Raw genomic sequence first — 22,288 nt, 5'->3', positions numbered from 1 at the left:
CGACGCCGCGCTGGTCGACTCCAAGGACTCCATCGGCGGCCGGCTCCCCATGGCCGTCGCCCTGATCGCCCTCACCACCTTCGCCCTGCTCTTCCTGTTCACCGGCAGCATCGTGCAGCCGCTGCGCGCTCTGGTCCTCAACGTGATCAGCCTGGCCGCCACCCTCGGCGTCATGACCTGGATCTTCCAGGACGGCCACTTCTCGTCCCTGCTGGGCTTCACGGCGCAGCCGATGGAGATGTCGATGACGGTGCTGATGTTCTGCATCGCCTTCGGTCTGTCCATGGACTACGAGGTGTTCGTGACCAGCCGGATCAAGGAACTCCACGACCTGGGCGCGGACAACGAGACCGCCGTGACGGACGGCCTCGGCCACACCGGACGTATCGTCAGCGCGGCGGCCTTCCTGCTCGCGGTGAGCTTCTTCGCCTTCGGCACCGCCAAGATCAGCTTTATGCAGATGTTCGGCCTGGGCAGCGGTCTCGCGATCCTCATCGACGCCCTCGCGGTACGCGGCGTACTCGTCCCGGCCGCGATGCGCCTGCTCGGCGGCTCGGCCTGGTACGCGCCCGGCCCCCTGCGCAGGTTCCACGACCGCTTCGGCCTGAGCGAGGGCGGCCCGGACCACCCGGCGGTGGCCGCAGAGGCGCCCGCGAAGGACACGGCGCGCGTCTGACGACGCCGGACGGCGACCTGCTGTGTGTGCCCGCCTCCACCACCTCGGAGGCGGGCGCGGTCGTGTACGGGGGCGGTACGGGACAGCCCTGCTCCCCCCTCCTGCCAAGATCTCCGCGAAATGCCATGGCGCGCTTGCCCGAGGTCCCACTTGTCTTTGGAGCCGCAGATGCTCGACAGGGCGTTCTCGCTCGTTGCGGAGCGAGCGCCCAGGGCGTGTGTGGGCAGGTCGATGGAGTGGTCTTCGCTCCTTTGTGCTTCTACGCGCCCCGGCGCCTCGACGGTAGACCGCGCGGGCGTCGGGCACATCAGAGTCATAGCCCTGGGCCGGTGAAACCAGGCCAACTGATGCGGAAAGGAAGAGAGATGTTCGCACATTCGGACCGTATGCCCACAGGCACCCCGCTTCCGTCGGGAATCCGTACGCCGCTTCCCTGGGGAGTGAGGAGGATGGTCCCCTATCCGGTTGTCGCCGCCGAACACAGCCGTACCGAGCTTGACCCCGAGACTCAAATGACCCGCTACTACAACGCCGTCGGGGTCATCATGCAATCCCCGAGGCACGGCACCAGTTCGGGAACCAAGCCCGCGACCAACACGGGGAACCCCAGCGACGGCAGCGGCGGAGGTGGTTCGGGCGGCGGTGACGCGGACTCGGGAAATGACACCGACCAGTGACCGATACACGACCGGTACTGATCGTCACCAACCTCGACGACCCCACAGCCGATGTGGTGATCGAGGAACTCAACGAACGGGGCACTCCGGTCGTACGGTTCGACTCGGGAGACTTTCCCGCGAAACTGTCGGTGGACGCGGAGATCACCGTCGACGGCATACGCGGCACGTTGTCCACGCCGACCCGCGTCGCCGACCTCACGGCTGTCCGCTCGCTCTACTACCGGCGGCCGTCCGGTTTCGCCTTTCCGCACCTGGATCCTCAAGACGCGCGTTTCGCCATCGCCCAGGCCCGGTATGGCGTCGGCGGCGTCATCGCCTCTCTTCCGGGGTGCCTCTACGTCAACCATCCGCACCGCATCGGTGACGCGGAGTTCAAGCCCGCAGGACTGGTCGCCGCGATCGATGCCGGCTTTCTCGTACCGCCCACGCTCGTCACCTCCGACCCCGACCGCGCGCGGGCGTTTCTCGCGCGCAACGGTCCGGCCATCTACAAGCCGCTGTCGGTACCGCTGTACAAGATCGACGACACCGCGTGCACCGTTGAGGTCGCCGAGGTCACTGCCGAACAGATCGACGACGGTGTGGCCGGCACCGCACACCTGTTTCAGCAGCGCATTCCCAAGACCGGTGACATCCGTGCCACGGTCATCGGTGATCGCGTCTTCTGTGTCCGTATCGACTCCGATCTCCTGGACTGGCGCACGGACTACGACCGACTGAAGTACACGGTCGTCGAGCCCCCGTCCGGGATCGCCGACGCGATGCTGCGGTATCTCGCGCGCTTCGGCCTTGTCTTCGGTGCATTCGACTTCTGTCTCGCGCAGGATGGGCGGTGGTGGTTCCTGGAGTGCAATCCCTCCGGACAGTGGTTTTGGCTGGAACCCGAGACCGGCCTACCCCTCCGGGCCGCCATGGCTGATCTGCTGGAGAGGAAATCGTGATCGACGAAGCTCGGCTGCTGCGGGAGCGACTGACCGACACCCTGATCAAGGAAGGCAGTCTGCGCAGCGCACCGTGGCAGGCGGCGGTCGAGGCCACCCCGCGGCATCACTTCCTGCGCGGCGGATTCTTCCGTCGAGTGGAGGGCGCTGTCCCGTCCGCATGGACACCTGTCCGCGCCGACGACCCCGACTGGCTGGCCGCCTGCTACACGGATACGTCCCTGGTCACCCAGATCGCGGGCACGATCGTGCCCGATGACATCCGCGGCGAGATCCTTCGTCTGCCCACCAGCTCCAGCACGCTGCCGTCCTTGGTCGTCGGCATGCTCGAAGACCTCTTGGTGGAGGACGGAGCGCGAGTGCTGGAGGTGGGCACCGGCACGGGCTATTCCACGGCCTTGCTGGCACACCGGTTGGGCGACGAGCTTGTGACGTCCATCGAGTACGACGACGATGTGGCCACACGTGCCTCGATCGCGCTCGGTCAGACGGGTCACCACCCGGACCTCGTCGTCGGGGACGGCCTGAACGGCTACCCGGCCAACGCGCCGTACGACAGACTGATCGCCACCTGTGGCGTGCACACCATCCCGAGCGCGTGGATCGAACAGGTCAGACCCGGTGGCCTGATCCTGACCACCGTCGGTGGGTGGCTCGGCTCATCCGAAATCGCCCGGCTGACCGTAGCGGAGGACGGTACGGCCTCGGGTCCTCTCCTCGGCGGACAGATCAGCTTCATGTTCGCTCGCGCCCACCTCCCGCCGACGCTCGGCATGCTTCCGGACTTCAGCGAGGGCGGCGGTAGCGAGCGCCCGACGCGCGTCGGTGGTGACGTACTGCGCGACTGGACGGCCCGCTTCGTGGCGCAGCTCGCCGCACCACGAGCCCAGCACGTGACCATGGTCGGTGACGACGGCCGCACGGAACAAGTAGTTCTGGACGTCGCCTCGGGCGCGTGGGCGCTGCTGTACGAGAAGGACGGAGCCTGGACGGTACGGCAGGGCGGTCCGACCGCGCTGTGGGACGCGGTCGAGGCGCACCTGGACGGTTGGGAATCGGCCGGCTCGCCGCCGCTGAAGGACTTCACGGTCACCGTGACCGGCCAGGGCCAGACGATCCACTGGTAGTCGATGCCAAGGGCGCGAGGGCATCGAGTGCGACGCGCTGGGCGCGGGGGCGGCTCGTCAGGCTTCGGGGGTGGTGGGCTCCTCGGCGAAGTGGTCGAACTCGCCTGCCTTGATGCCGAGGATGAAGGCTTTGAGTTTCTCGGGGGTGGTGGTGACGATGACATCGGGGGAGTCGCTCTCGACGAGCTTGATGGTGCCGTCGTCGGCTGCGGCGATGTGGATGCAGTTGGCTGCTTGGCCGCTGAAGGAGGATTTCTGCCAGTTGAGGCCCGACACGTGCGTTCCCTTTCTCAGAGGTCTGCCGCGATCCGACGGATCAGATCCCGGGACTTCGCTGGTTTGAGGCTACAACTCTCCATGCGGTCCAGGATGGTTTGGTACATCGCCAGTTGAGGCTGGTTGTCGAGGAACGCGGAACCATGGTCCGTGTCCAGCTGGACGGTGTCCAGGGCTGGGATCGCCCCGGCCATGTGGTGGATGCCCTGCCCGGAGCTGGGGAAGGTGCCGGCGCCGAATGGGATTACCAGGACGGTGATGTGTTTCCGTTCGCTCATGGTGAGCAGATTTTCCAGTTGCCCACGAGCTACTTCGGGCCCACCGAAGCCCATGCGCAGGGCTGCCTCGTGGATGATCGTTGTCAGTGGCGTCGGGTTCTCGTCGTAGAGCACCACCTGTCGCTTGATTCGGTGGGAAACCCAGTGCTCTACCTCGTAGGGCGCGAGTGCGGGCACGACGGCGCTGATTACTGCATGGGCATGGGCCCGGGTCTGGAGCAGTCCGGGGAGATGGATCACCGAGGCCGTGCGCAGCCCTGTGGCGTGATACTCAAGCTCCGCCAAATCCAGGGTGTCCGGCGGGAGAATGTCGCGGTACTGCTCCCACCAGCCGCGCGTTCGACCTCCTGTCATTTCGGCGAGTGCATCGATCAGGGCCTCGTCTGTGCAGCTATAGCTACGGGCCATTGTCCGCACTCGCTCCGCGCTCACCGCGAAGCGCCCCGTTTCTATGCTGCTGACCTGCGGCTGCGAGAAGCCAAGGAGCGCGGCTGCCTTGGTCACGGACAGGTCGACCTGTTCGCGCAATCTGCGCAGCTCAGCGCCAAGACGCCGTTGCCGCATGGACGGTGGGAGGTTCTTTCGGGTCATGACCCTCCTTCACTCGTTGTGATGTATTAGCGGAAACAATGAGAGGCAGCATAGTCGTTGGGCTACGGTGTGAAGCACGCCACATCAAATGTGGCTGCGCCGCAAGGCGCCCTCAATCCGCCATGCCCATCTGCCCGTTAGGGGATCGTGATGACCGTATCGCCGCAGGACCCTGCCCCGGAGTCGTTCGATTTCGAGCAGGAGCTGTACGCACTTGTCCGCGACACCGCGCCCCGGTTCTTCGCCGTCGTCGTGGAGTACCGCGACGGGGAGGGGGATCTCGGCCGGGACGCCGCTGTCGTCGCCTGGGGGATGGCGCACGAGGACGGGGCGGCTGATGTGACGCGGGCGGAGGGCGGCGGCCAGTTGCGGCTCGCGGCGGCGGAGAACGTGGCCCGTTACTTCGGGCGCGGGGACGGCTGTTCGCCCCGGTTGGTCTGGCTTCCGGCGGCCGGGAGTGACGTGGTGGCCGACGCTCGGGCGGCCTGAGCGCCGACGAGTGCGAGGGGGCCGACTCGCCTCGCACTCTCTTCCGTCTTCGTGCGCCGTGCCGTACACAGGCGCTCTTGTGGGGGGCGGCCTTATGTCCGACAGTTCATGAGTGCAGACGTTTCGCCGACCTGGTGGGAAGGAGGAACCGGTATATGACGCAGCACTACAGCGAGCCGCACGTGCCCAATGCCCCGGAAGGCAGTGCTCCGCCTGAGGTGATTGTCCTCGGAGACGCGGCCGTTCTGACCCGTGGTAGCGACAGCCAGAGCGTTGAGAACAAACAGGAACCGTACGACTGACCGTACGACTGATCGCGCGCGGCGGCCCCACCGGGGCCGCTGTCCGTTGTGCGACCGATGAGGGAAGGGCGTGGGGACGGATGCGGTGGTACGGGGGATGCGCGCCGGATGGGCCGCGCATCGTTCCCACGGGCGCGCGGGTGCTCTGGAATGATCCGTTGCTCTGGACAATGGGCAACTGGTCTCCTCGCCTTGTACGCACAGTCGAGAGTCCGGACGCCCGGCTCGCCCTATTCGGCTCGTGTTCGGCGGACATGGAGGAACTCGGCCGCGCCCTGGCCGCTGCCGATCTCGCGGGGGCAGTCGAGGCGTGGGCCGGATCGTTCACGGTGGTGCGGCTCCGCAGAGAGAACCATGGTGAGGGGATTGTAGAAGTAGTCACCGACGCGGCCGGAGCGTGCCCGATCTACACGGTGAATGCCCCTGACGGCGTTGTGTGGGCTTCCAGTTCACGCGCGTTGTCCAGCTTGGTCGGGGGAAAGGTGGATACCATCTGGCTCGCCTCGTATCTCTGGGACAAGAAGGCGCCTGTACCCGGCCGTAGCGCCTGGGCGGATGTCACTCCAGTACCGGCCGGGCAGCGGCTGGTGCTGGGGATGAACTCCCTTGAGACGGAGCCATGGTGGTCGCCGGTCGTACGACGATACGAGGAGGCTCTGCCGGCTGTCCGTCTCGCCCTGACCGAAGGTGTGCATGCACGGGTGGAGGGAGTCCGCTCATCGACGGACGTGGCGGGAATCGACTCAAGCACGCTCGCCGTGATTGCCGCGCGGAGTGGCCCCATCGCCGGAGTGACCGCGCACCCGTCCAACGTCATCGAAGGCGGCGATCTCGACTATGCACGTTCTCTGACTGTGCCAGGCTTGACCGGGATGTTGTTTCCGCTGGACGGACGGCATCTCCCGTTCACTCCGACGGAGGAGCCTCTGCCTGCGGCCGACGAGCCACCTCCGTCGGCTGCCGTGTGGGCGATGCTGTCGGCGCAACTGGGGAAATCAGCAGCCATCGGCGCTGTATGCCATCTGACCGGGGACGGCGGCGATAATCTGTTCCTGCCCGCTCCGACACACCTTGTCGACCTCGCTCGTAACCGGCAGTGGCCGCGCTTTGTTCGTGACGCATTCGACTGGGCACGGTTGCGCAGGCAGAGCCCTGCCCCGGTTATCCGGGCCGCATTGCGCGGCGACACACATGGTGTCGCACGGCCGTGGCTCTCCCGGCCGCGCTGGCTGGCCGCCGATGTGCCGGACCCTGTGCGACCGGACTGCGATGCCGATACCTGGCTGGTCCAGTCCATCCGCACTGTGGCGCGGGCCGCTCACGCCGACACTCAACTGGCCGACTCCTTGGGCGTCGAACTGCACAACCCGTACTTCGACGGCGCCGTGCTCGGGGCCGTGGTGTCAGTGCCTTCATGGCAGCGTTTCTCCGCCCGCCGGTACAAACCTCTTCTCGTTGACGCGTGCGGCGACATGCTGCCCGAACTCCACCGCCGTCGAGTGACGAAGGGGCTGTTCGTCGGTGATTTCCATCGAGGATTGAGAGCCAATCTCCGGTGTGTCCTCGACCGCGTGGATGGGCGCCTCTCCGGGCTGGGCATCATCGACCCGGTACCTCTGCGGGAGAGCGTGCACGCTGCCGCGTTGGGAGCTGAAACCGTTTGGGCGGCTCTATTGCCCGTACTGGCCGCAGAGTCGTGGTGGGAGGCGGTCGTGAGTGCACCGAGCATCACATGGGATACACGGCCCCGGGTAGAGCGGTCGTGAAGCCCTTTCCTCGTGCGGTGCTCGCGCTCGCTCCTCATGCCTGCGTGATCATCGACTATGACACCGGACGGACGGAACTACGCCCTGTTCCAGTCCGGCCGAAGGACTTCGACGCCGCCGTCGTGAACATCGTCGGCGTTCAGTCGTGGGGCACCACGGATGTCCAAGCCATCCTTCCCCCGAGTCTGCCTGTCCCTGCCCGGTGGCGGTTCGCAGCCGTTTTCGCGGTACTCCTGACTGCCGCTGTGCGAATACTTGGGCCCCGGCGGAGCCGATTCCGGCGTCTTGTGCGGCTCGCCTGCTGTGGCAGGTCGCTACCACCGACCAAGAGCAACCAGCCTTTGTACGCCGTACGGGCCGTGCGCTGGGCGTCACGAGCGATTCCCGCCCGTTGGGCGTGTCTGGAGGAATCGACCGCAGCGGCCGTTCTGCTTGCCGGTGCTGGACGGCGTGCCGAGTGGCGTCACGGGGTCGCGGTTGATCCCGTACGTCTGCATGCCTGGCTCGTTGATCGAGATGGCATACCGGTGGAGGAGCGTGGCGATATCGTGATGTACGCACCGACCTGCACACCGGACGGCCCTGGCTCCGGCCACTGGCGCGAAACGGAGACACCACGTGAGTGACCCGCACATTCTGCTGGCCGGCGAAGATCTCGCCCTCGGGATGCCACGGCAGGAGATGCTGTCCGAGTACCACCGATGGGAGAACGATCCGGGCACCATCCTGGGGTACGGCAACCAGTTCCCGCAGGCGTGGGAGGTTCGTTCGGCAGGCTGGGAACGCCAGCGGGGCAACCAGAACTGGCAGCAGTTCGAGGTGGTTCGTCTTGAGGACGGGAAGGCCATCGGTCTGACCACCTTGCAGGTCAACAAGTTCGTTCGGACGGCGGAGTTCGTGATCGTTCTCGCGCCGGAGGAACGCGGCAAAGGGTATGCGGCAGAGGCGACCCACCTCACGCTCGACTGGGGATTCCACCTGGGCGCTTTGCGTATGGTGTGGTTGAAGGTGCTTGAACCCAACGCCAAGGGGATCGGCGCTTATGAGAAGGCCGGATTCCGGCAGACAGGGAGGCTTCGCCAATCCGGGTACTGGCTCGGCCGTCCGGTTGACGAGATCCTTATGGACGCCCTGCCTGAAGATTTCACCGGGCCTTCTGCTGTGGCGGTTGGCGAGCGCTGATCGGGCGTCGGCCCGTACGCGTACGGGCAGCAGCGCGCCCCGGGCCGGTCGCTCCGGTCCGGGGCGCGTCGCGTACGGGGCAGTCGTCAGTGCGGGGTCGGCGCCGCCTCCAGTACGAAGACGGGGATCTCGCGCTCCGTCTTCTCCTGGTAGTCCGCGTAGTCCGGGAACGCCTCGACCGCGCGCGCCCACCACACCGCCTTCTCCTCGCCCGTCACCTCGCGCGCGATCATGTCCCAGCGCTCCGTGCCGTCGCGCAGCTCCACGCGGGGGTCGGCCTTGACGTTGAAGTACCAGACCGGGTGTTTGGGGGCGCCTCCCAGGGAGGCGACCGCCGCGTACGCGCCGTCGTGCTCCACCCGCATCAGCGGGCTCTTGCGGATCTTGCCGCTCTTCGCGCCCAGCGTGGTGAGGAGGATGACGGGCAGCCCGCGCATCGTCGTCCCCTCCGTGCCACCGGAGCCCTCGTACTGCTCGACCTGGTCGCGTGCCATCGGGAAGGTGCTGGGCTCGTACTCGCCGTGCAGGGGCATGCTGCCATCCCATCGTCGGAATCACCGTCGGATCTGACTGGTTCAATGGTCCGATCCAGCGCGATCATTCCCGGTTCCGCCGCCGACGTCGGCGGTTTCACCCTTCCGGCGCCGCTCCGGCCAGTCGCCCGCGCGTCGCCACCGCCCGGGGATCGTCGTAGGCGACGAGCAGGCGCAGCGCCCGCGACCGGTGTTGCCCGGCGGTGGTGGGGTCGGTGCCGTCCAGCGAGATCGCCAGCGCCTCCAGGGCCAGCGCCTCGTGCCAGCCGTCCGCGAGATCGCGGTGTACGGTCGCGGCCCGGAGGTGGAAGTGGGCTGCCTCATCCGGTCTGCCGAGCGCCTGGTACGTCTCACCCGCGCCGTGCCAGGACATGGCCTCGCGGCTGCGGTTGCCCAGGCGCCGGTGCAGGTCCGCCGAGCGCTGGTACGAGACGAGGGCGTCGGTGGGGCGGTCGAGTGCCCGTTGGGCCTCGCCCAGCGAGAGGAGCCAATAGGCTTCGAGGATCTGGTCGCGCTGGGAGAGGGCGATGTCCAGGGCCTGTTCGGCCGAGTGGAGGGCCTCTTCCGGGTCCCCCTGCTCGCGCCGCAAGCGGCTCAGCGTGTGCAGCACGTTGCCCACACTGACCGCGTTCCCGAGTGCCCGGTGGGCGGCCAGAGCCTCTTCGGCGCAGGCCGTGGCCTGCTCCAGTCGCCCGGCGCTGTAGTGGGTGGTGGCCAGGTTCGACAGGGCCGAGGCCGCCCACCTGTCGGAGCCGACGGCCCGCCAGAGTGCCGCCGCCTCCTCGAAACGGGCCGCGGCGCAGTCCAGTTGGCGGCGGCGCAGATGAATGATGCCGATCAGGTTCAGCGAGTCCGCTTCGCCCGCACGGTCGTCGGCGGCGCGGCGGATCGTCAGCGCCTGCTGGTGGCACTCCAGGCTCTCGGCCCACGAGCTGACGCGCTGATGTGCCAGCCCCAGACAGGTGAGGAGCCGGGCCTGGCCGGTGAGGTCGTCCGTCCGGCGCGCGGCGGCCAGGCCCGTGGCGCCCGCCGCCAGCCACTGCCCCATGGAGGCGGACGGCGGCTGTACGTCCCAGAGGACCACCGCGAGCCGCCATGCCAGTGCGTCGTGGCCGGCGGTGGCGGCGGCGTCGACGGTACGCAGCAGGTTCGTGTGCTCGCGCTCCGCCCAGTCCATCGCCGCGTCGTAGTCGGCGAAGTCCGGCGGCCGGGTCGCCTCGGGCAGGTCCGAGGGCGGATCGGGGAGTACCGTCTCCTCCGCGCCCGGGGCCAGACGGGAGCGTGCCGCCTCGGCGGTGCGCAGGTACCAGGTCAGTACACGGTGCAGGGCGGCCCGCCCGCCGTCCGGAGACACCTCCTGCTGGGCGAGCCCGGCGGCGTACGCGCGGAGCAGGTCGTGGAACTGGTAGCGGTCGGGGCCCGTCTGCTCCAGGAGATGGGCGCCCACCAGCGAGTCCAGCAGCTGCCGGGTCCTGACGACGGGCAGCCCGGCCAGCGCGGCGGCGGCACCCAGCCCGAACTCGGGCCCGGGGTGCAGGCCCAACTGCCGGAAGAGGGTCGCGCCGTGTTCGGGCAGGGCGCGGTAGGACCACGCGAAGACGGTACGTACGGCCTCTGCCTCTTCCGTGTCCCCGACGCTGAGCGCGTCCCAGAGGACGGATTCGTCGCGCAGCTCGGCGATCAGGTCGGCCAGTCGCAGATGCGGGCTGCTCGCGGCACGCTCCCCGGCGATGCGCAGGGCCAGCGGCAGCGCCGCGCACAGCCCGGCCAGCTCCGTGAGTTCGTCCAGATCGTCCTCGGTCCGGTAGCCGGTGGTCACGGCGCGCAGCAGCGCGACGGCTTCGGGTTCCGGCAGGGTGCCGAGCGTCAGCCGTCGGGCCCCGTCGCGTATGGCGAGTCCGGAGAGCCTGCTGCGGCTGGTGACCACGGTCAGGCAGTGGGGGCCGCCCGGGAGCAGGGGGCGGACCTGCGCGGCGGTGGCGGCGTTGTCCAGCACGACGAGCATCCTGCGGTCGGACAGCAGGGAACGGTAGTACGCGGCGGCCGTATCGGGATCCCGCGGTACGGAGTCGCCGGGCACACCGAGAGCCGCCAGGAAGCCGTGGAGGGCCTCTTGCGCGCTCAGCGGCTGCCCGGGGTCGTAGCCGCGCAGATTGACGTACAGCTGTCCGTCGGGGAAGCGGTCGCGGATCTGGTGGGCCCAGTGCAGGACGAGTGAGGTCTTGCCCGCGCCGGCGGTGCCCGCGACGACGCAGACCGAGACGACGACCGGATCGCCGTCCTCCGTGGGAAGCACCGCGTTCAGCTGACCCAGCTCGGCGGTGCGGTTCACGAAGCGCTGGACGTCCCCCGGTAACTGCCGGGGGACCGAGTCTTCGGCTCTGCCCGGGGGCGTGTGCTGATGGAAGTGGACCCCGCCGATGACGCTCCGGGCCTGGACGACGTCATGCGACGTTCCCGACAGGTCGTTGCGTGAGCTGCTGGGCGGGTCGCTGTGAGCGTTGATGATTCACTCCGGCTGCGGGACGGGGGAGGGAACGGGCGGCGGGGCGGGCAGCGGTGCGATTTCGCGGGCGAAGTACGAGGCGATGTCCTCGCCGGCCTCGTAGAGCGACGTGATGTACCGCTCCCAGGGGTGGACCCGCTGCGGATCGGTGAAGCGGATCGAACCCATCGGCTGTCCGTTGTCCGTGTACAGGACGTGATACAGGGTCCGGCCGTCCAGGATCACGATTTCGGGGAGCTGATGATTCTTCTCGGCGTCCGCCACGTGATCCGCGGTGACGATACGGACGCGGCTCGCGCCCAGTTCCACATCCTGTTTCAGCCAGTGCAGTTCCCATTGCACGTATGGGGTGATGGGGTATTCGACGATGCGTACCCGGTAAAAGGCGTGCCCTCGGCTCCGGTCTTCTCGCGCCCTGGCCAGCACGATGTCCCGGTCCGCCGCGAAGAGACGGAGCACCTCTTGCCAGTCGCCGCGAGTGAGCGCGTCCCTGCTGGGGTCGTTCTGCTCCTCGAAGTACTGCCGTCGCTCCAGCTTCCACGAGGCGCCGCCGCGGATCAGTGCCTGGCGTTCCCGAAAGTCGCGCTTGTAGTCCTTGCTGACGAGGCGCTCACCCGACTCGGGGGTGAGCGCCGGTACGTTCTGATCAGGCATCCGGGATGTCTTTCTTTGCCGCGCTGAGCATATTGCCGGGGATCACGACGAGACGTTCGTCCGCCGACAGCGAGACTCCGCTGGGGAGCTTCGCCGTGTAGGCGGTCGTGAGGTCACGGCCGATGACGGCGATGTCGCCGTTGTCGAGCTGCCAGATATCGGGGCAGTCTTCCCTGTCCCTTGAATTTCCGAGTTCCTGTGCGGTGCTCCCGAGCCGCCGTTCGAATAACGCGGACGGATCCGCTTCCCACGGTCGAACCATTTCTACCCCCAGGCGCGTTCGAGCGAGTACCTCGTTGTGTAAATGAATTTTACGGAGAGTGACTCCATGAGGCAATGCCGCCCGTGGGTGACTTCCCGCCATCGTGTGCCTCTCCGATCGCCCCCACCGTTCCGACAGCGCCTGTCGTACCGGCGTCGTAGGCTGGAGAACTCCCGGCTCTCATGACCCGCGTGACGTGCCGGGCCGCCAGCCATGCCCCGATGTCGTCCCGACGTCGCCCCGAGCCCATCGTCTGCCCCCGCACCCGGACGGAAATCCCCTTCATGAGCCTGCACGGTCTGCTGGACGCCGTGGTACGTGACCCGGCGCTCGCCGAAGCGGTGACGGCCGCCTCCGACGGTCACCGCACCCATGTCGACCTGGTCGGACCGGCCGCCGCGCGTCCCTTCGCGGTCGCCGCGCTCGCGCGCGAGGCCGGGCGGACCGTGCTGGCCGTGACCGCGACCGGGCGGGAGGCGGAGGATCTGGCGGCGGCGCTGCGGTCGCTGCTGGACCCGGACACCGTGGTCGAGTACCCGTCGTGGGAGACGCTGCCGCACGAGCGGCTCTCGCCGCGCTCCGACACCGTGGGCCGCCGGATCGCCGTGCTGCGCCGGCTCGCGCATCCGGCGGCGGACGATCCGGCCGCCGGGCCGGTCAGCGTCGTCGTCTCGCCCGTACGGTCCGTGCTCCAGCCCCAGGTCAAGGGGCTCGGGGACCTGGAGCCGGTCGCGCTGCGCGGCGGCCAGAGCGCCGATCTGAACGCCGTGACCGAGGCGCTCGCCGCCGCTGCCTACGCGCGCGTGGAGCTGGTCGAGAAGCGCGGCGAGTTCGCCGTGCGCGGCGGCATCCTGGACGTCTTCCCGCCCACCGAGGAGCACCCCCTGCGGGTGGAGTTCTGGGGCGACGACATCGAGGAGATCCGTTACTTCAAGGTCGCCGACCAGCGCTCCCTTGAGATCGCCGAGCACGGCCTGTGGGCGCCGCCCTGCCGGGAGCTGCTGCTCACCGACGAGGTGCGGGAGCGGGCGGCGGCCCTCGCCGAGGACCATCCGGAGCTGGGCGAGCTGCTCGGCAAGATCGCCGAGGGGATCGCGGTCGAGGGCATGGAGGCGCTCGCGCCCGTGCTCGTCGACGACATGGAGCTGCTGCTCGACGTGTTGCCGGCCGGGGCGATGACGCTGGTCTGCGACCCCGAGCGGGTACGGACCCGGGCCGCCGACCTCGTCGCGACCAGCCAGGAGTTCCTCCAGGCGTCGTGGGCGGCGGCGGCGATGGGCAGCACGGACGGAGTCCGTTCCGTTGAGGGTGGTGGCGGGCGACGGGCGGGCGGCGAGGCGCCCATCGACGTCGGCGCGGCCTCGCTGTGGTCCCTCGCGGACGTCCGGGACCGGGCGCGCGAGCTGGGGATGATGTGGTGGTCGGTCTCGCCGTTCGCCGTGACGCACACATCAGCCGACGAGTCGGCGGGGTCGGTCTCTCCGGGGGCCATCACCCTCGGTATGCACGCCCCCGAGTCGTACCGGGGCGACACCGCCCGCGCGCTCGCCGACACCAAGGGCTGGCTCGCCGACGGCTGGCGCACCGTCTTCGTCACCGAGGGGCACGGCACGGCGGCCCGTACGGTCGAGGTGCTCGGCGGCGAGGGGATCGCGGCGCGGCTCGACACCCCCGGGGCCCGCACGGAAGGCGGGCTCGGTGAGATCACGCCGTCGCTGGTCCATGTGGCGTGCGGCTCGATCGACCACGGCTTCGTCGACCCCGGGCTGAGGCTGGCGGTCCTCACCGAGACCGACCTGTCCGGCCAGAAGGCCGCGGGCAAGGAAGGCGCCCGGCTGCCCGCCAAGCGCCGCAAGACCATCGACCCGCTCACCCTGGAGCCCGGCGACTACATCGTCCACGAACAGCACGGCGTGGGCCGCTACGTGGAGATGGTGCAGCGCACCGTCCAGGGCGCGACCCGCGAGTATCTGCTCGTGGAGTACGCGCCCGCCAAGCGCGGCCAGCCCGGCGACCGCCTCTACATCCCCACCGACCAGCTGGAGCAGGTCACCAAGTACGTGGGCGGCGAGGCCCCCACCATGCACCGCCTCGGCGGCGCGGACTGGACGAAGACCAAGGCGCGCGCCAAGAAGGCCGTCAAGGAGATCGCCGCCGACCTGATCAAGCTCTACTCGGCGCGGATGGCGGCCCCCGGGCACGCCTTCGGCCCCGACACGCCGTGGCAGCGGGAGCTGGAGGACGCCTTCCCGTACGTGGAGACGCCCGACCAGCTCTCCACCATCGCCGAGGTCAAGGAGGACATGGAGAAGACGGTCCCGATGGACCGGCTGATCTGCGGCGACGTCGGCTACGGCAAGACGGAGATCGCCGTACGGGCCGCCTTCAAGGCGGTCCAGGACGGCAAGCAGGTCGCCGTCCTCGTGCCGACGACCCTGCTCGTGCAGCAGCACTTCGGCACGTTCTCCGAGCGGTACGCGCAGTTCCCGGTGTCGGTGAAGGCCCTGTCGCGCTTCCAGTCCGACGCGGAGGCCAAGGCCACGCTCCAGGGGCTGAAGGACGGCGCGGTCGACATCGTCATCGGCACGCACCGGCTGTTCTCGTCCGAGACGACGTTCAAGGACCTGGGCCTGGTCATCGTCGACGAGGAGCAGCGCTTCGGCGTGGAGCACAAGGAGCAGCTGAAGAAGCTCCGCGCCAATGTCGACGTGCTGACGATGTCCGCGACGCCCATCCCGCGCACGCTGGAGATGGCCGTCACCGGCATCCGTGAGATGTCGACGATCACCACCCCGCCCGAGGAGCGCCATCCGGTGCTCACCTTCGTCGGACCGTACGAGCAGAAGCAGATCGGCGCGGCCATCCGGCGCGAACTGCTGCGCGAGGGCCAGGTCTTCTACATCCACAACCGCGTCGAGTCGATCGACCGGGCCGCCGCCAAGCTCCGCGAGATCGTCCCCGAGGCGCGCATCGCGACGGCGCACGGGCAGATGTCGGAGGGCGCGCTGGAGAAGGTCGTGGTCGACTTCTGGGAGAAGAAGTTCGACGTGCTGGTCTCCACGACGATCGTGGAGTCGGGCATCGACATCTCCAACGCCAACACGCTCATCGTGGAGCGCGGCGACAACTTCGGCCTCTCGCAGCTGCATCAGCTGCGCGGGCGCGTGGGCCGTGGCCGCGACCGGGGCTACTCGTACTTCCTGTATCCGCCGGAGAAGCCGCTGACCGAGACCGCCCACGAGCGGCTCGCGACCATCGCGCAGCACACCGAGATGGGCGCCGGGATGTACGTCGCGATGAAGGACCTGGAGATCCGCGGCGCGGGCAATCTGCTCGGCGGCGAGCAGTCAGGGCACATCGCGGGCGTCGGCTTCGACCTGTACGTACGGATGGTGGGCGAGGCCGTCGCCGACTACCGCGCCGCCGTCGACGGGGGCGCGGTCGAGGAGGCCCCCCTCGAAGTCAAGATCGAGCTGCCGGTCGACGCGCACGTCCCGCACGACTACGCGCCGGGCGAGCGGCTGCGCCTCCAGGCGTACCGCGCGATCGCCTCCGCGAACACGGAGGCCGACATCACGGCCGTACGGGAAGAGCTGACCGACCGTTACGGCAAGCTCCCCGAGCCGGTGGAGAACCTGCTGCTGGTGGCGGGGCTGCGGATGCTGGCGCGGGCCTGCGGGGTGGGCGAGATCGTCCTCCAGGGGCCCAACATCCGCTTCGCGCCCGTGGAGTTGCGGGAGTCGCAGGAGCTGCGCCTGAAGCGGCTGCATCCCCGTACCGTCATCAAACCGGCCGCGCACCAGATCCTCGTCCCGCGCCCGACGGCGGGGAAGATCGGTGGCAAGCCGGTGGTGGGGCGGGAACTGCTGGGGTGGACGGGCGAGTTCCTGACGACGATCCTGGGCTGATCCGGGAGCGGAGTCCTGGTCTGGGGCCGCGTCACGCCGTCATCCGAGGGCGCGCCTCCGTGCCCTGCCGCGCCCGGCCCCGCCCGCTGCCTCCGCCCTTACGCCCGCCTCCGTCCTTACGCCGCGCCCCGCGCTTACGCCCCGCGTTTCCGCATGGCTGCCCTTCCGCGCGGCCGCCCTTCCGCACGCCCGCGCTCCCGTGCGCCCGCAGCGCCCGCGCATCCCCGTGCCGTCGGCGGGCAGACATCTCATGCCCGGACCGGTCCGGTCCGGCACTGGCCGTTCGGCGTGAGACATAGGGTGCGGGTGTGCGCAGACTTGAAGATCGAATATCGCGAACGTTCCTTACCGGCGGGGCCCTTGTCCTCTCCGCCGTCCTGCTGACGGGGTGTGACGGGCAGCTCGACCCCGAGTCGGACGCCTCGGCCTCGGCCTCCGCCGGGGCGAGCGGCAGCGCGAGCGGCGGCAGCGGCAGCGGTGACAGCGGCGGCGGGAGCGGCGGCAGTAGCGGCAGCAGCGTGTACGGAGTGCTGCCGCTGGCCAACCCGGACGGGACGAAGCGCGGGCTGGCGCCGATAACGGCCGAGGCGGACAAGAAGGCCGCGCGGGAGCTGATCGAGACGCTCAAGACGGCCCGCGCCGGGTCCAAGTCGGGATACGACCGGAAGAAGTTCGGCTACGCCTGGATGGACACCGCCGAGGGCGTGCCGTTCGCGGGCAACGGCTGCGACACCCGTAACGACCTGCTCGCCAGGGACGGGAAGAACCTGAAGTACCGGTCGGGATCCGACTGCATCGTCATATCGATGACCTTGAACGACCCGTACACGGGCAAGGAGATCGAGTGGCGGAAGGAGGCGGCGGCCAAGGTGCAGATCGACCACGTCATGCCGCTCTCGTACGACTGGCAGATGGGCGCCTCGCGCTGGCCCCTCTCCCAGCGCAAGCAGATCGCCAACGATCCGCTGAACCTCATCCCGGTGGACGGTTCGACGAACGGATCCAAGAGCGACTCGGGCCCGGCGGACTGGCTGCCGCCCAACGAGCGGATCCACTGCGCGTACTCGGCGCGCTTCGCACAGGTGGCGCTGAAGTACGAACTCCCGGTCACCACCGAGGACAAGAGCACCATGCTGGAGAAGTGCGACGGCTGACGGAGCGCTGACAGAGCGCTGACGGAGCGCTGGCGGAGTGCTGACGGAGCATTGACGGTGCACTGAGCGCCGTCTGCCGTCTGCCGTCTGCCGTCCGCGTCCGCCGTCCGGTGGGGGAGGGGAGGCCACTCCCCTGTGGTGGCCTCTCCTCCCCGTCCGGCCGGAGAAGCCGGCTCCTCCCAGCGGCGGCCTCTCCGGGTCTGCGGGACCCGGGGTCAGTCGTCCAGGTCCACGATGTCCTTGTCGGCGGGCACCTTCGCGGGGACGGGCTTGCCGAAGTCCTTGAACGTCATCGTGAAGGGCTCGTCGCCGGTGCCGGTGAGCTTGAGCAGATACGGCTCGCCCTCCGTGGCGACGTGCAGGGTGTACGTGTCCTTGCCGTCGGCCTCGGTGAGGGCGATGGCCTGCTGACCGTTCACCTCGCCGATCTTGCCCTTGCGGGCGACGGTGTCGTCGCTCAGATCCCCCAGCAGTTCGTCCAGATCGCAGAAGCTGGTGAAGTCCTCGGCGTCGGGGTCCTTGGGGTCGGTCTTGATCCAGCGGTCGGCCAGCATCGCCACCACCGCGTCGATCTGCTCCTTCGTCGAGTCGGCGTCCTCCTCGCCCTGGGCCCGCAGGAACGCCTCGTCGTACTTCAGGTAGAGCGCCGCGCCGACCTTGCTGATGGTCGCCTTGCCCTGGTCGTTCAGCGACAACGTGCCCGCGCAGTCGCCCGTTCTGCTGATCGCCATCTCGAAGACGGTGTGGCCGTCGGCGTCCCGCGTATCGGCGTTGACCGTGACCGAGGACGCGGCCCGGGTGGCCTTGCCCGCCTTCTCGGCGATCGCGGGGCCCGAGAGATCCGCGTAGGGAACCGGCTTCGCCGAGCCTTTCCCGCCCGGGGCGCTCCCCGCCGCCGTGCTGTTCTCCGCGCTGTTCTGGCCGGTGGTGCCGCACGCCGAAAGGCCGAGCACGGCCGCCGTGCAGAGCGCGGTCAGCGCGCCGCGGCGGATTCGGGTGGAGACGAAGGCAGTCATGAAGGCTCTCCGGGAGGCACGACGGGAGACGGGAGGAGTGGGCGCTACGGGGGTGGACCGGGTTCCGGCACCGCCCCGAGTGGCGATGGGTCAATCAGACCAGAGCCTGTGAATCGAGTCAACACAACTTGAGAAAGATGGATTGGTTCACGCTGTGAATCCATCTGGCGAGAAAGCGCCCGTTATGCTCGACGTCGGACGACACACGGCGCGCGTGCGGCCGTCCGGCACGGCGTGCCCTGAGGCCATCCGCGAACCGAGCGAGCCGACCGAGTGAGCTGACCGAGCGAGCTGACCGAGCGAGCTGACCGAGCGAGCCGACCGAATGAGCCGACCATCGACCCAGTGGTGAAGGAGACAGCCAGATGCCCGAGAGCGCGGCAGAGGTGACGGCCGCCGGAATCGCCCGCCTCGCGGGGGTGGGCCGGGCCGCCGTCAGCAACTGGCGGCGGCGGCACGCCGACTTCCCCAAGCCCGTCGGCGGCACCGAGACCAGCCCGTCCTTCGCGCTCGCCGAGGTCGAGCGGTGGCTCAGGGACCAGGGGAAACTGGCCGAAGTGCCGCCGCGCGAACGGGTCTGGCGCGACCTGTCGGCCGATCCCTCCGGCGCCGCCGACGCCCTGATCCGCACCGGCTGCGTCCTGCTGTTCGTACGGGACCGGCCCGAGGAGTGGCGGCAGCTGGCAGCCGTCCCCGACGCGCGCCTCGCGCAACTGCTGCCCGCCGCCCTGGAACAGGTGCTCGCGCCGCGCCTCGGGGAGCCGGGCGAGCGCGCCGTGCCCTCCCCGACCCCGCAGCAGCTGCTGCCCTCCGTACCGCTGCTGCGCGCCGCCGCCGCGCTCGCGGCGGAGCTGGGGGTACGGGAGACGTTCGAGTTCCTGCTCGGCCGCTACCTCGACACCAACCCCCGCCAGTACAGCCTGACGCCGCCCGAGGCCGCCTCGCTGATGGCCGCGCTGGCCGACGCGGCGGGCGAGGACGCGCACGGTACGGCCGTCCTCGATCCCGCCGCCGGGGCCGGGGCCCTGCTGCGGGCCGTCGCGCGGCCCGCCCTCGTGTACGCACAGGAGAGCGCGCCGGAACTCGCCGCGCTGACCGGACTGCGGCTCGCCCTCCACACGGACGCGCGGGTCACGGCGCGCGCGGGCGACTCCCTGCGCGCCGACGCCCACCCCCGGCTGGCCGCCGACGTCGTCCTGTGCCACCCGCCGTTCAACGAGCGCAACTGGGGGCACGACGAACTCGCCTACGACCCGCGCTGGGAGTACGGATTCCCGGCCCGCACGGAATCGGAGCTGGCCTGGGTCCAGCACGCCCTGGCCCGGCTGCGCCCCGGCGGCACCGCCGTCCTGCTGATGCCGCCCGCCGCCGCGTCCCGCCGCTCCGGCCGCCGGATCCGCGCCGACCTGCTGCGCAGGGGCGCCCTGCGCGCCGTCGTCGCGCTGCCCGCGGGCGCGGCGCCGCCGTACGGCATCCCGCTCCACCTGTGGGTGCTGCGCAGGCCGGGCGGCGACGCGCGGCCCTCGACGCGACTCCTCTTCGTCGACACGGCGGAGCCGACGGAGGGCGGCGGCGGCCGGGACAAGCTCGACTGGACGGCCGTCGCCGCGACCGCCCTGGACGCCTGGCACCCCTTCGACCGGCGGGGAACGGCCGAGGAGATGCCCGGCGTCAGCCGCGCCGTCTCCGTCATCGAACTGCTCGACGACGACGTGGACCTGACCCCCGCCCGCCATCTGCCGCCCGCCGCCACCCGGGGCGGACCGGCCGAACTGGCCCGGCTGCGCGAACAGCTGGCCGACACCCTCGTACGGACCGGCCGGCTCAGCCCGCCCGTCACCGTGCCCGCCGAGAGCGCGGCGCCGGCCAGCCCGCTCACCACCACCGTCGCCGAACTCGCCCGCGCCGGAGCGCTCGTCCTGCACGCGGGCGGTACGGGCACCACCACGGCCGGGTCGCCCGTACCCGTCCTCACCGAACAGGACGTCTTCGCCGGACGCGGCCCCTCGGGCACGCTGCCCGAGGGGCCGGCGGACGGCCCCGCGGACGGCGTCGCGGACGAGCCGGTACGGATCGAGGCGGGCGATGTCGTCCTGCCCGTGCTCGGCGGCGGCCGGGTCACCCGCGTCGCCGACGCCGACGTCGCGGGCGCGGCCCTCGGCCGCAACCTCCAGCTGCTGCGGCCCGATCCGGCCGCCCTCGACCCCTGGTTCCTCGCCGGGTTCCTGCGCGCCACCGCCAACCACCGCCAGGCCAGCAGCTACGCCTCCACGGCGACGCGGCTCGACGTACGCCGCCTCCAACTGCCCAGGCTCGCCCTCGCCGATCAGCGGCGCTACGGTGAACGCTTCCGCTCGCTGGCCGCGTTCGAGGACGCGCTCAGACTGGCGGGCCGGCTGGGGGAGCAGCTGGTGCAGGGGATGTACGACGGTCTGACGGACGGCAGTGTGGCGCCGGACTGAGCGCTGGGCGCGGGGGACGGCTCCCCGGCGCGCGGCGCGCGCTCCCGGCGCCGGCTCCCCGCCCGCCGTCCGCCGCGCACGACCCGGGGCGTGTGGTCCGTGACGATGGATACGCTCGACTCCGTACCGCCGAGTTCGACCCTGTCCACCTCGCCATCAGGTCCTCCAGGAGCAGCATGAACGGCTTCGGTCCGCCGCCGCAGGCCCCCGACGGGCGCCGCCCCCTGCGGATCGCGCTGCTCGTGATCTTCGCCGCGCTGCCCCTGGTCAGTCTCGGGCTGCTCTCCTGGGCGACGATGCTCCGGCTCGCGTCCGTCACCGGACGGCGGCTGCACTGGTTCCTGTGCGCGCTGTCGGCGCTCGTGGTGGCGGGCTGCTTCGGCGTCATCCTGTCGGACCCCACCGAAGAACTCACCCGCACCCGTTCTGACGTGAGCATCATCGTCCTCCTGGTGGCGGCCGTGGCCGTGCTCGGCTACTTCCTGTACGCGGAGATCACGTACTTCAGCGCCCTGGGCGCGCGGGCACCCGGCCACGGTCCCGCGACGGGCCCGGTCCAGGGCGGCTACGGCCACCCCGGCTGGGCCGTGGCCCCGACGGTGCCCGTGGCCCCGCCGTTCACGGCGGGGCCCGTACCGCCGTACCGGTCCGGGCCGCCCCAACCGCCGCACGGCGTACCGTCGTTCGGCCCGCCCGCGCCGATGCCCTCTCCCGCGCCCTCCACCCCGGCCACGCCCTCGCCCGTGCCCATGCCCATGCCCACGCCCGACCCGTTCGCCCCGCCCGCCTCCGCCGTGAGCAGCCCGGCGGACCTCCGGCAGCGCGCGGAACAGCCCCGCATCCAGCAGGTCCGCGCCGAACTCGACGACCTCAGCGACCTCCTGAGAAACCGCCGGGACGACCGGTGAACGGACGCGTCATCGGCGGCCGTTACGAGCTGTCCACCGTCATCGGCCAAGGCGGCATGGGCCAGGTCTGGACGGCGTACGACCAGCGCCTCGACCGGCGCGTCGCCGTCAAGCTGCTGCGCCCCGACCGGATGGCCGACGCCACCGGCGCCGGGGAGATGCGCCGCCGCTTCGTCCGCGAGTGCCGCGTCACCGCCCAGGTCGACCACCCGGGGCTGGTCACCGTCCACGACGCGGGCAGCGACGGCGAGGACCTCTACCTCGTCATGCAGTACGTGGCGGGCGCCGACCTCGCCGACCATCTCGCCGAGCACGACCCGTACCCCTGGCAGTGGGCCGTCTCGGTCGCCGCCCAGCTGTGCGCCGTACTCGCCGCCGTGCACGCCGTGCCGATCGTCCACCGCGACCTCAAGCCGCGCAACGTGATGGTCGGACCCGACGGTTCGATCACGGTCCTCGACCTCGGCGTCGCCTCCGTCATCGACCGGGACACCACCCGCCTCACCCGGACCGGCTCGCCCATCGGCAGCCCCGCCTACATGGCGCCCGAGCAGGCGATGGGCGAGCCGGTCCGGGT

At 70.1% G+C, this 22,288-nt stretch carries 21 protein-coding genes; 14 read left to right on the top strand and 7 right to left on the bottom strand.

The window, feature by feature from the left end; genetic code table 11:
- From DVH02_RS17700 to tgmC, 4 genes are all read left to right on the top strand, one after another.
- Positions 1-676, top strand: a 676-nt coding sequence (locus tag DVH02_RS17700; protein WP_147286075.1) for an MMPL family transporter, incomplete at its 5' end; no start/stop codon positions are given.
- Positions 677-1,125: 449 nt separating this feature from the next.
- Positions 1,126-1,353, top strand: coding sequence for a putative ATP-grasp-modified RiPP (gene tgmA / locus DVH02_RS17695; protein WP_325051379.1), 228 nt, complete (start codon positions 1,126-1,128; stop codon positions 1,351-1,353).
- Entirely contained in the window at positions 1,350-2,297 is a 948-nt protein-coding gene (gene tgmB, locus DVH02_RS17690) for an ATP-grasp ribosomal peptide maturase (protein ID WP_114624779.1), read from the top strand. The genes tgmA and tgmB overlap by 4 nt, the downstream gene beginning before the upstream one ends.
- Positions 2,294-3,424: an ATP-grasp peptide maturase system methyltransferase gene (tgmC, locus tag DVH02_RS17685; protein WP_114624778.1), complete on the top strand. Its 1,131-nt coding sequence runs from the start codon at positions 2,294-2,296 to the stop codon at positions 3,422-3,424. Before tgmB ends, tgmC begins: the two co-directional genes overlap by 4 nt.
- A 57-nt stretch (positions 3,425-3,481) precedes the next feature.
- Here tgmC and DVH02_RS17680 read toward each other — a convergent pair whose 3' ends face one another.
- Together DVH02_RS17680 and DVH02_RS17675 are read right to left on the bottom strand one after the other, a co-directional pair.
- Positions 3,482-3,700 carry a DUF397 domain-containing protein gene (locus DVH02_RS17680; protein WP_114624777.1) on the bottom strand — a complete coding sequence of 73 codons (219 nt, stop codon included), beginning with the start codon at positions 3,698-3,700 and terminating at the stop codon, positions 3,482-3,484.
- 14 nt (positions 3,701-3,714) lie between these two features.
- Positions 3,715-4,569, bottom strand: coding sequence for a helix-turn-helix domain-containing protein (locus DVH02_RS17675; RefSeq protein ID WP_114624776.1), 855 nt, complete (start codon positions 4,567-4,569; stop codon positions 3,715-3,717).
- 150 nt (positions 4,570-4,719) lie between these two features.
- On the opposite strand from DVH02_RS17675, the gene DVH02_RS17670 reads away from it, so the two are divergent.
- From DVH02_RS17670 to DVH02_RS17650, 5 genes are all read left to right on the top strand, one after another.
- Complete coding sequence (locus DVH02_RS17670; RefSeq protein ID WP_233518290.1) at positions 4,720-5,058, top strand: hypothetical protein; 339 nt, start codon at positions 4,720-4,722, stop codon at positions 5,056-5,058.
- Positions 5,059-5,213: 155 nt separating this feature from the next.
- The gene (locus tag DVH02_RS17665) at positions 5,214-5,360 is read left to right on the top strand and encodes an albusnodin family lasso peptide (protein WP_114624774.1); all 147 of its coding nucleotides are present in this window, start codon (positions 5,214-5,216) and stop codon (positions 5,358-5,360) included.
- An 80-nt stretch (positions 5,361-5,440) separates the two neighbouring features.
- A complete protein-coding gene (locus DVH02_RS17660) occupies positions 5,441-7,126 on the top strand; it encodes an albusnodin/ikarugamycin family macrolactam cyclase (RefSeq protein ID WP_114624773.1) in 1,686 nt (561 codons plus the stop codon).
- Complete coding sequence (locus DVH02_RS17655; protein WP_114624772.1) at positions 7,093-7,752, top strand: lasso peptide biosynthesis B2 protein; 660 nt, start codon at positions 7,093-7,095, stop codon at positions 7,750-7,752. Before DVH02_RS17660 ends, DVH02_RS17655 begins: the two co-directional genes overlap by 34 nt.
- Complete coding sequence (locus DVH02_RS17650) at positions 7,745-8,308, top strand: GNAT family N-acetyltransferase (protein ID WP_114624771.1); 564 nt, start codon at positions 7,745-7,747, stop codon at positions 8,306-8,308. Before DVH02_RS17655 ends, DVH02_RS17650 begins: the two co-directional genes overlap by 8 nt.
- Positions 8,309-8,394: 86 nt before the next feature.
- Here DVH02_RS17650 and DVH02_RS17645 read toward each other — a convergent pair whose 3' ends face one another.
- From DVH02_RS17645 to DVH02_RS17630, 4 genes are all read right to left on the bottom strand, one after another.
- The gene (locus DVH02_RS17645) at positions 8,395-8,841 is read right to left on the bottom strand and encodes a nitroreductase family deazaflavin-dependent oxidoreductase (RefSeq protein ID WP_114624770.1); all 447 of its coding nucleotides are present in this window, start codon (positions 8,839-8,841) and stop codon (positions 8,395-8,397) included.
- 97 nt (positions 8,842-8,938) lie between these two features.
- Positions 8,939-11,173, bottom strand: coding sequence for an ATP-binding protein (locus tag DVH02_RS17640; protein ID WP_325051378.1), 2,235 nt, complete (start codon positions 11,171-11,173; stop codon positions 8,939-8,941).
- A gap of 177 nt (positions 11,174-11,350) precedes the next feature.
- Positions 11,351-12,001 carry a DUF6879 family protein gene (locus tag DVH02_RS17635; RefSeq protein ID WP_114624768.1) on the bottom strand — a complete coding sequence of 217 codons (651 nt, stop codon included), beginning with the start codon at positions 11,999-12,001 and terminating at the stop codon, positions 11,351-11,353.
- Positions 11,994-12,263, bottom strand: coding sequence for a hypothetical protein (locus DVH02_RS17630; protein WP_114624767.1), 270 nt, complete (start codon positions 12,261-12,263; stop codon positions 11,994-11,996). The genes DVH02_RS17635 and DVH02_RS17630 overlap by 8 nt, the downstream gene beginning before the upstream one ends.
- Before the next feature lie 284 nt (positions 12,264-12,547).
- Here DVH02_RS17630 and mfd point away from each other — a divergent pair, with 284 nt between their 5' ends.
- Both mfd and DVH02_RS17620 read left to right on the top strand, forming a co-directional pair.
- Positions 12,548-16,171, top strand: coding sequence for a transcription-repair coupling factor (gene mfd, locus DVH02_RS17625; RefSeq protein ID WP_114624766.1), 3,624 nt, complete (start codon positions 12,548-12,550; stop codon positions 16,169-16,171).
- A 308-nt stretch (positions 16,172-16,479) separates the two neighbouring features.
- Positions 16,480-17,325, top strand: a complete 846-nt coding sequence (locus tag DVH02_RS17620; protein ID WP_233518289.1) for an HNH endonuclease family protein — start codon at positions 16,480-16,482, stop codon at positions 17,323-17,325.
- A 215-nt stretch (positions 17,326-17,540) separates the two neighbouring features.
- Here DVH02_RS17620 and DVH02_RS17615 read toward each other — a convergent pair whose 3' ends face one another.
- Entirely contained in the window at positions 17,541-18,341 is an 801-nt protein-coding gene (locus tag DVH02_RS17615) for a hypothetical protein (RefSeq protein WP_233518288.1), read from the bottom strand.
- A gap of 365 nt (positions 18,342-18,706) precedes the next feature.
- Here DVH02_RS17615 and DVH02_RS17610 point away from each other — a divergent pair, with 365 nt between their 5' ends.
- The 3 genes from DVH02_RS17610 to DVH02_RS17600 all read left to right on the top strand — a co-directional run.
- Positions 18,707-20,803 carry an N-6 DNA methylase gene (locus tag DVH02_RS17610; protein WP_199566330.1) on the top strand — a complete coding sequence of 699 codons (2,097 nt, stop codon included), beginning with the start codon at positions 18,707-18,709 and terminating at the stop codon, positions 20,801-20,803.
- A 176-nt stretch (positions 20,804-20,979) separates the two neighbouring features.
- Positions 20,980-21,711 (top strand): hypothetical protein, encoded by a 732-nt coding sequence (locus tag DVH02_RS17605; protein WP_114624765.1) that lies wholly within the window; start codon positions 20,980-20,982, stop codon positions 21,709-21,711.
- Positions 21,712-21,767: 56 nt separating this feature from the next.
- A partial coding sequence (locus DVH02_RS17600; RefSeq protein ID WP_233518291.1) for a serine/threonine-protein kinase occupies positions 21,768-22,288 on the top strand: 521 nt, incomplete at its 3' end.

Source organism: Streptomyces corynorhini (assembly GCF_003346515.1).
Classification (GTDB): domain Bacteria; phylum Actinomycetota; class Actinomycetes; order Streptomycetales; family Streptomycetaceae; genus Streptomyces; species Streptomyces corynorhini.
This window is presented reverse-complemented; position numbering and strand designations above follow the sequence as displayed.

Excerpts from the sequence above, each read along its gene's own strand:
- DVH02_RS17635 (WP_114624768.1), bottom strand. The coding sequence starts at position 12,001 with ATGCCTGATCAGAACGTACCGGCGCTCACCCCCGAGTCGGGTGAGCGC.
- DVH02_RS17645 (WP_114624770.1), bottom strand. The coding sequence starts at position 8,841 with ATGCCCCTGCACGGCGAGTACGAGCCCAGCACCTTCCCGATGGCACGC.
- tgmA (WP_325051379.1), top strand. The coding sequence starts at position 1,126 with ATGGTCCCCTATCCGGTTGTCGCCGCCGAACACAGCCGTACCGAGCTT.
- DVH02_RS17610 (WP_199566330.1), top strand. The coding sequence starts at position 18,707 with ATGCCCGAGAGCGCGGCAGAGGTGACGGCCGCCGGAATCGCCCGCCTC.
- DVH02_RS17665 (WP_114624774.1), top strand. The coding sequence starts at position 5,214 with ATGACGCAGCACTACAGCGAGCCGCACGTGCCCAATGCCCCGGAAGGC.
- DVH02_RS17605 (WP_114624765.1), top strand. The coding sequence starts at position 20,980 with ATGAACGGCTTCGGTCCGCCGCCGCAGGCCCCCGACGGGCGCCGCCCC.
- DVH02_RS17615 (WP_233518288.1), bottom strand. The coding sequence starts at position 18,341 with ATGACTGCCTTCGTCTCCACCCGAATCCGCCGCGGCGCGCTGACCGCG.
- DVH02_RS17655 (WP_114624772.1), top strand. The coding sequence starts at position 7,093 with ATGGGATACACGGCCCCGGGTAGAGCGGTCGTGAAGCCCTTTCCTCGT.
- DVH02_RS17660 (WP_114624773.1), top strand. The coding sequence starts at position 5,441 with ATGCGGTGGTACGGGGGATGCGCGCCGGATGGGCCGCGCATCGTTCCC.
- DVH02_RS17670 (WP_233518290.1), top strand. The coding sequence starts at position 4,720 with ATGACCGTATCGCCGCAGGACCCTGCCCCGGAGTCGTTCGATTTCGAG.
- DVH02_RS17675 (WP_114624776.1), bottom strand. The coding sequence starts at position 4,569 with ATGACCCGAAAGAACCTCCCACCGTCCATGCGGCAACGGCGTCTTGGC.
- DVH02_RS17630 (WP_114624767.1), bottom strand. The coding sequence starts at position 12,263 with ATGGTTCGACCGTGGGAAGCGGATCCGTCCGCGTTATTCGAACGGCGG.
- mfd (WP_114624766.1), top strand. The coding sequence starts at position 12,548 with ATGAGCCTGCACGGTCTGCTGGACGCCGTGGTACGTGACCCGGCGCTC.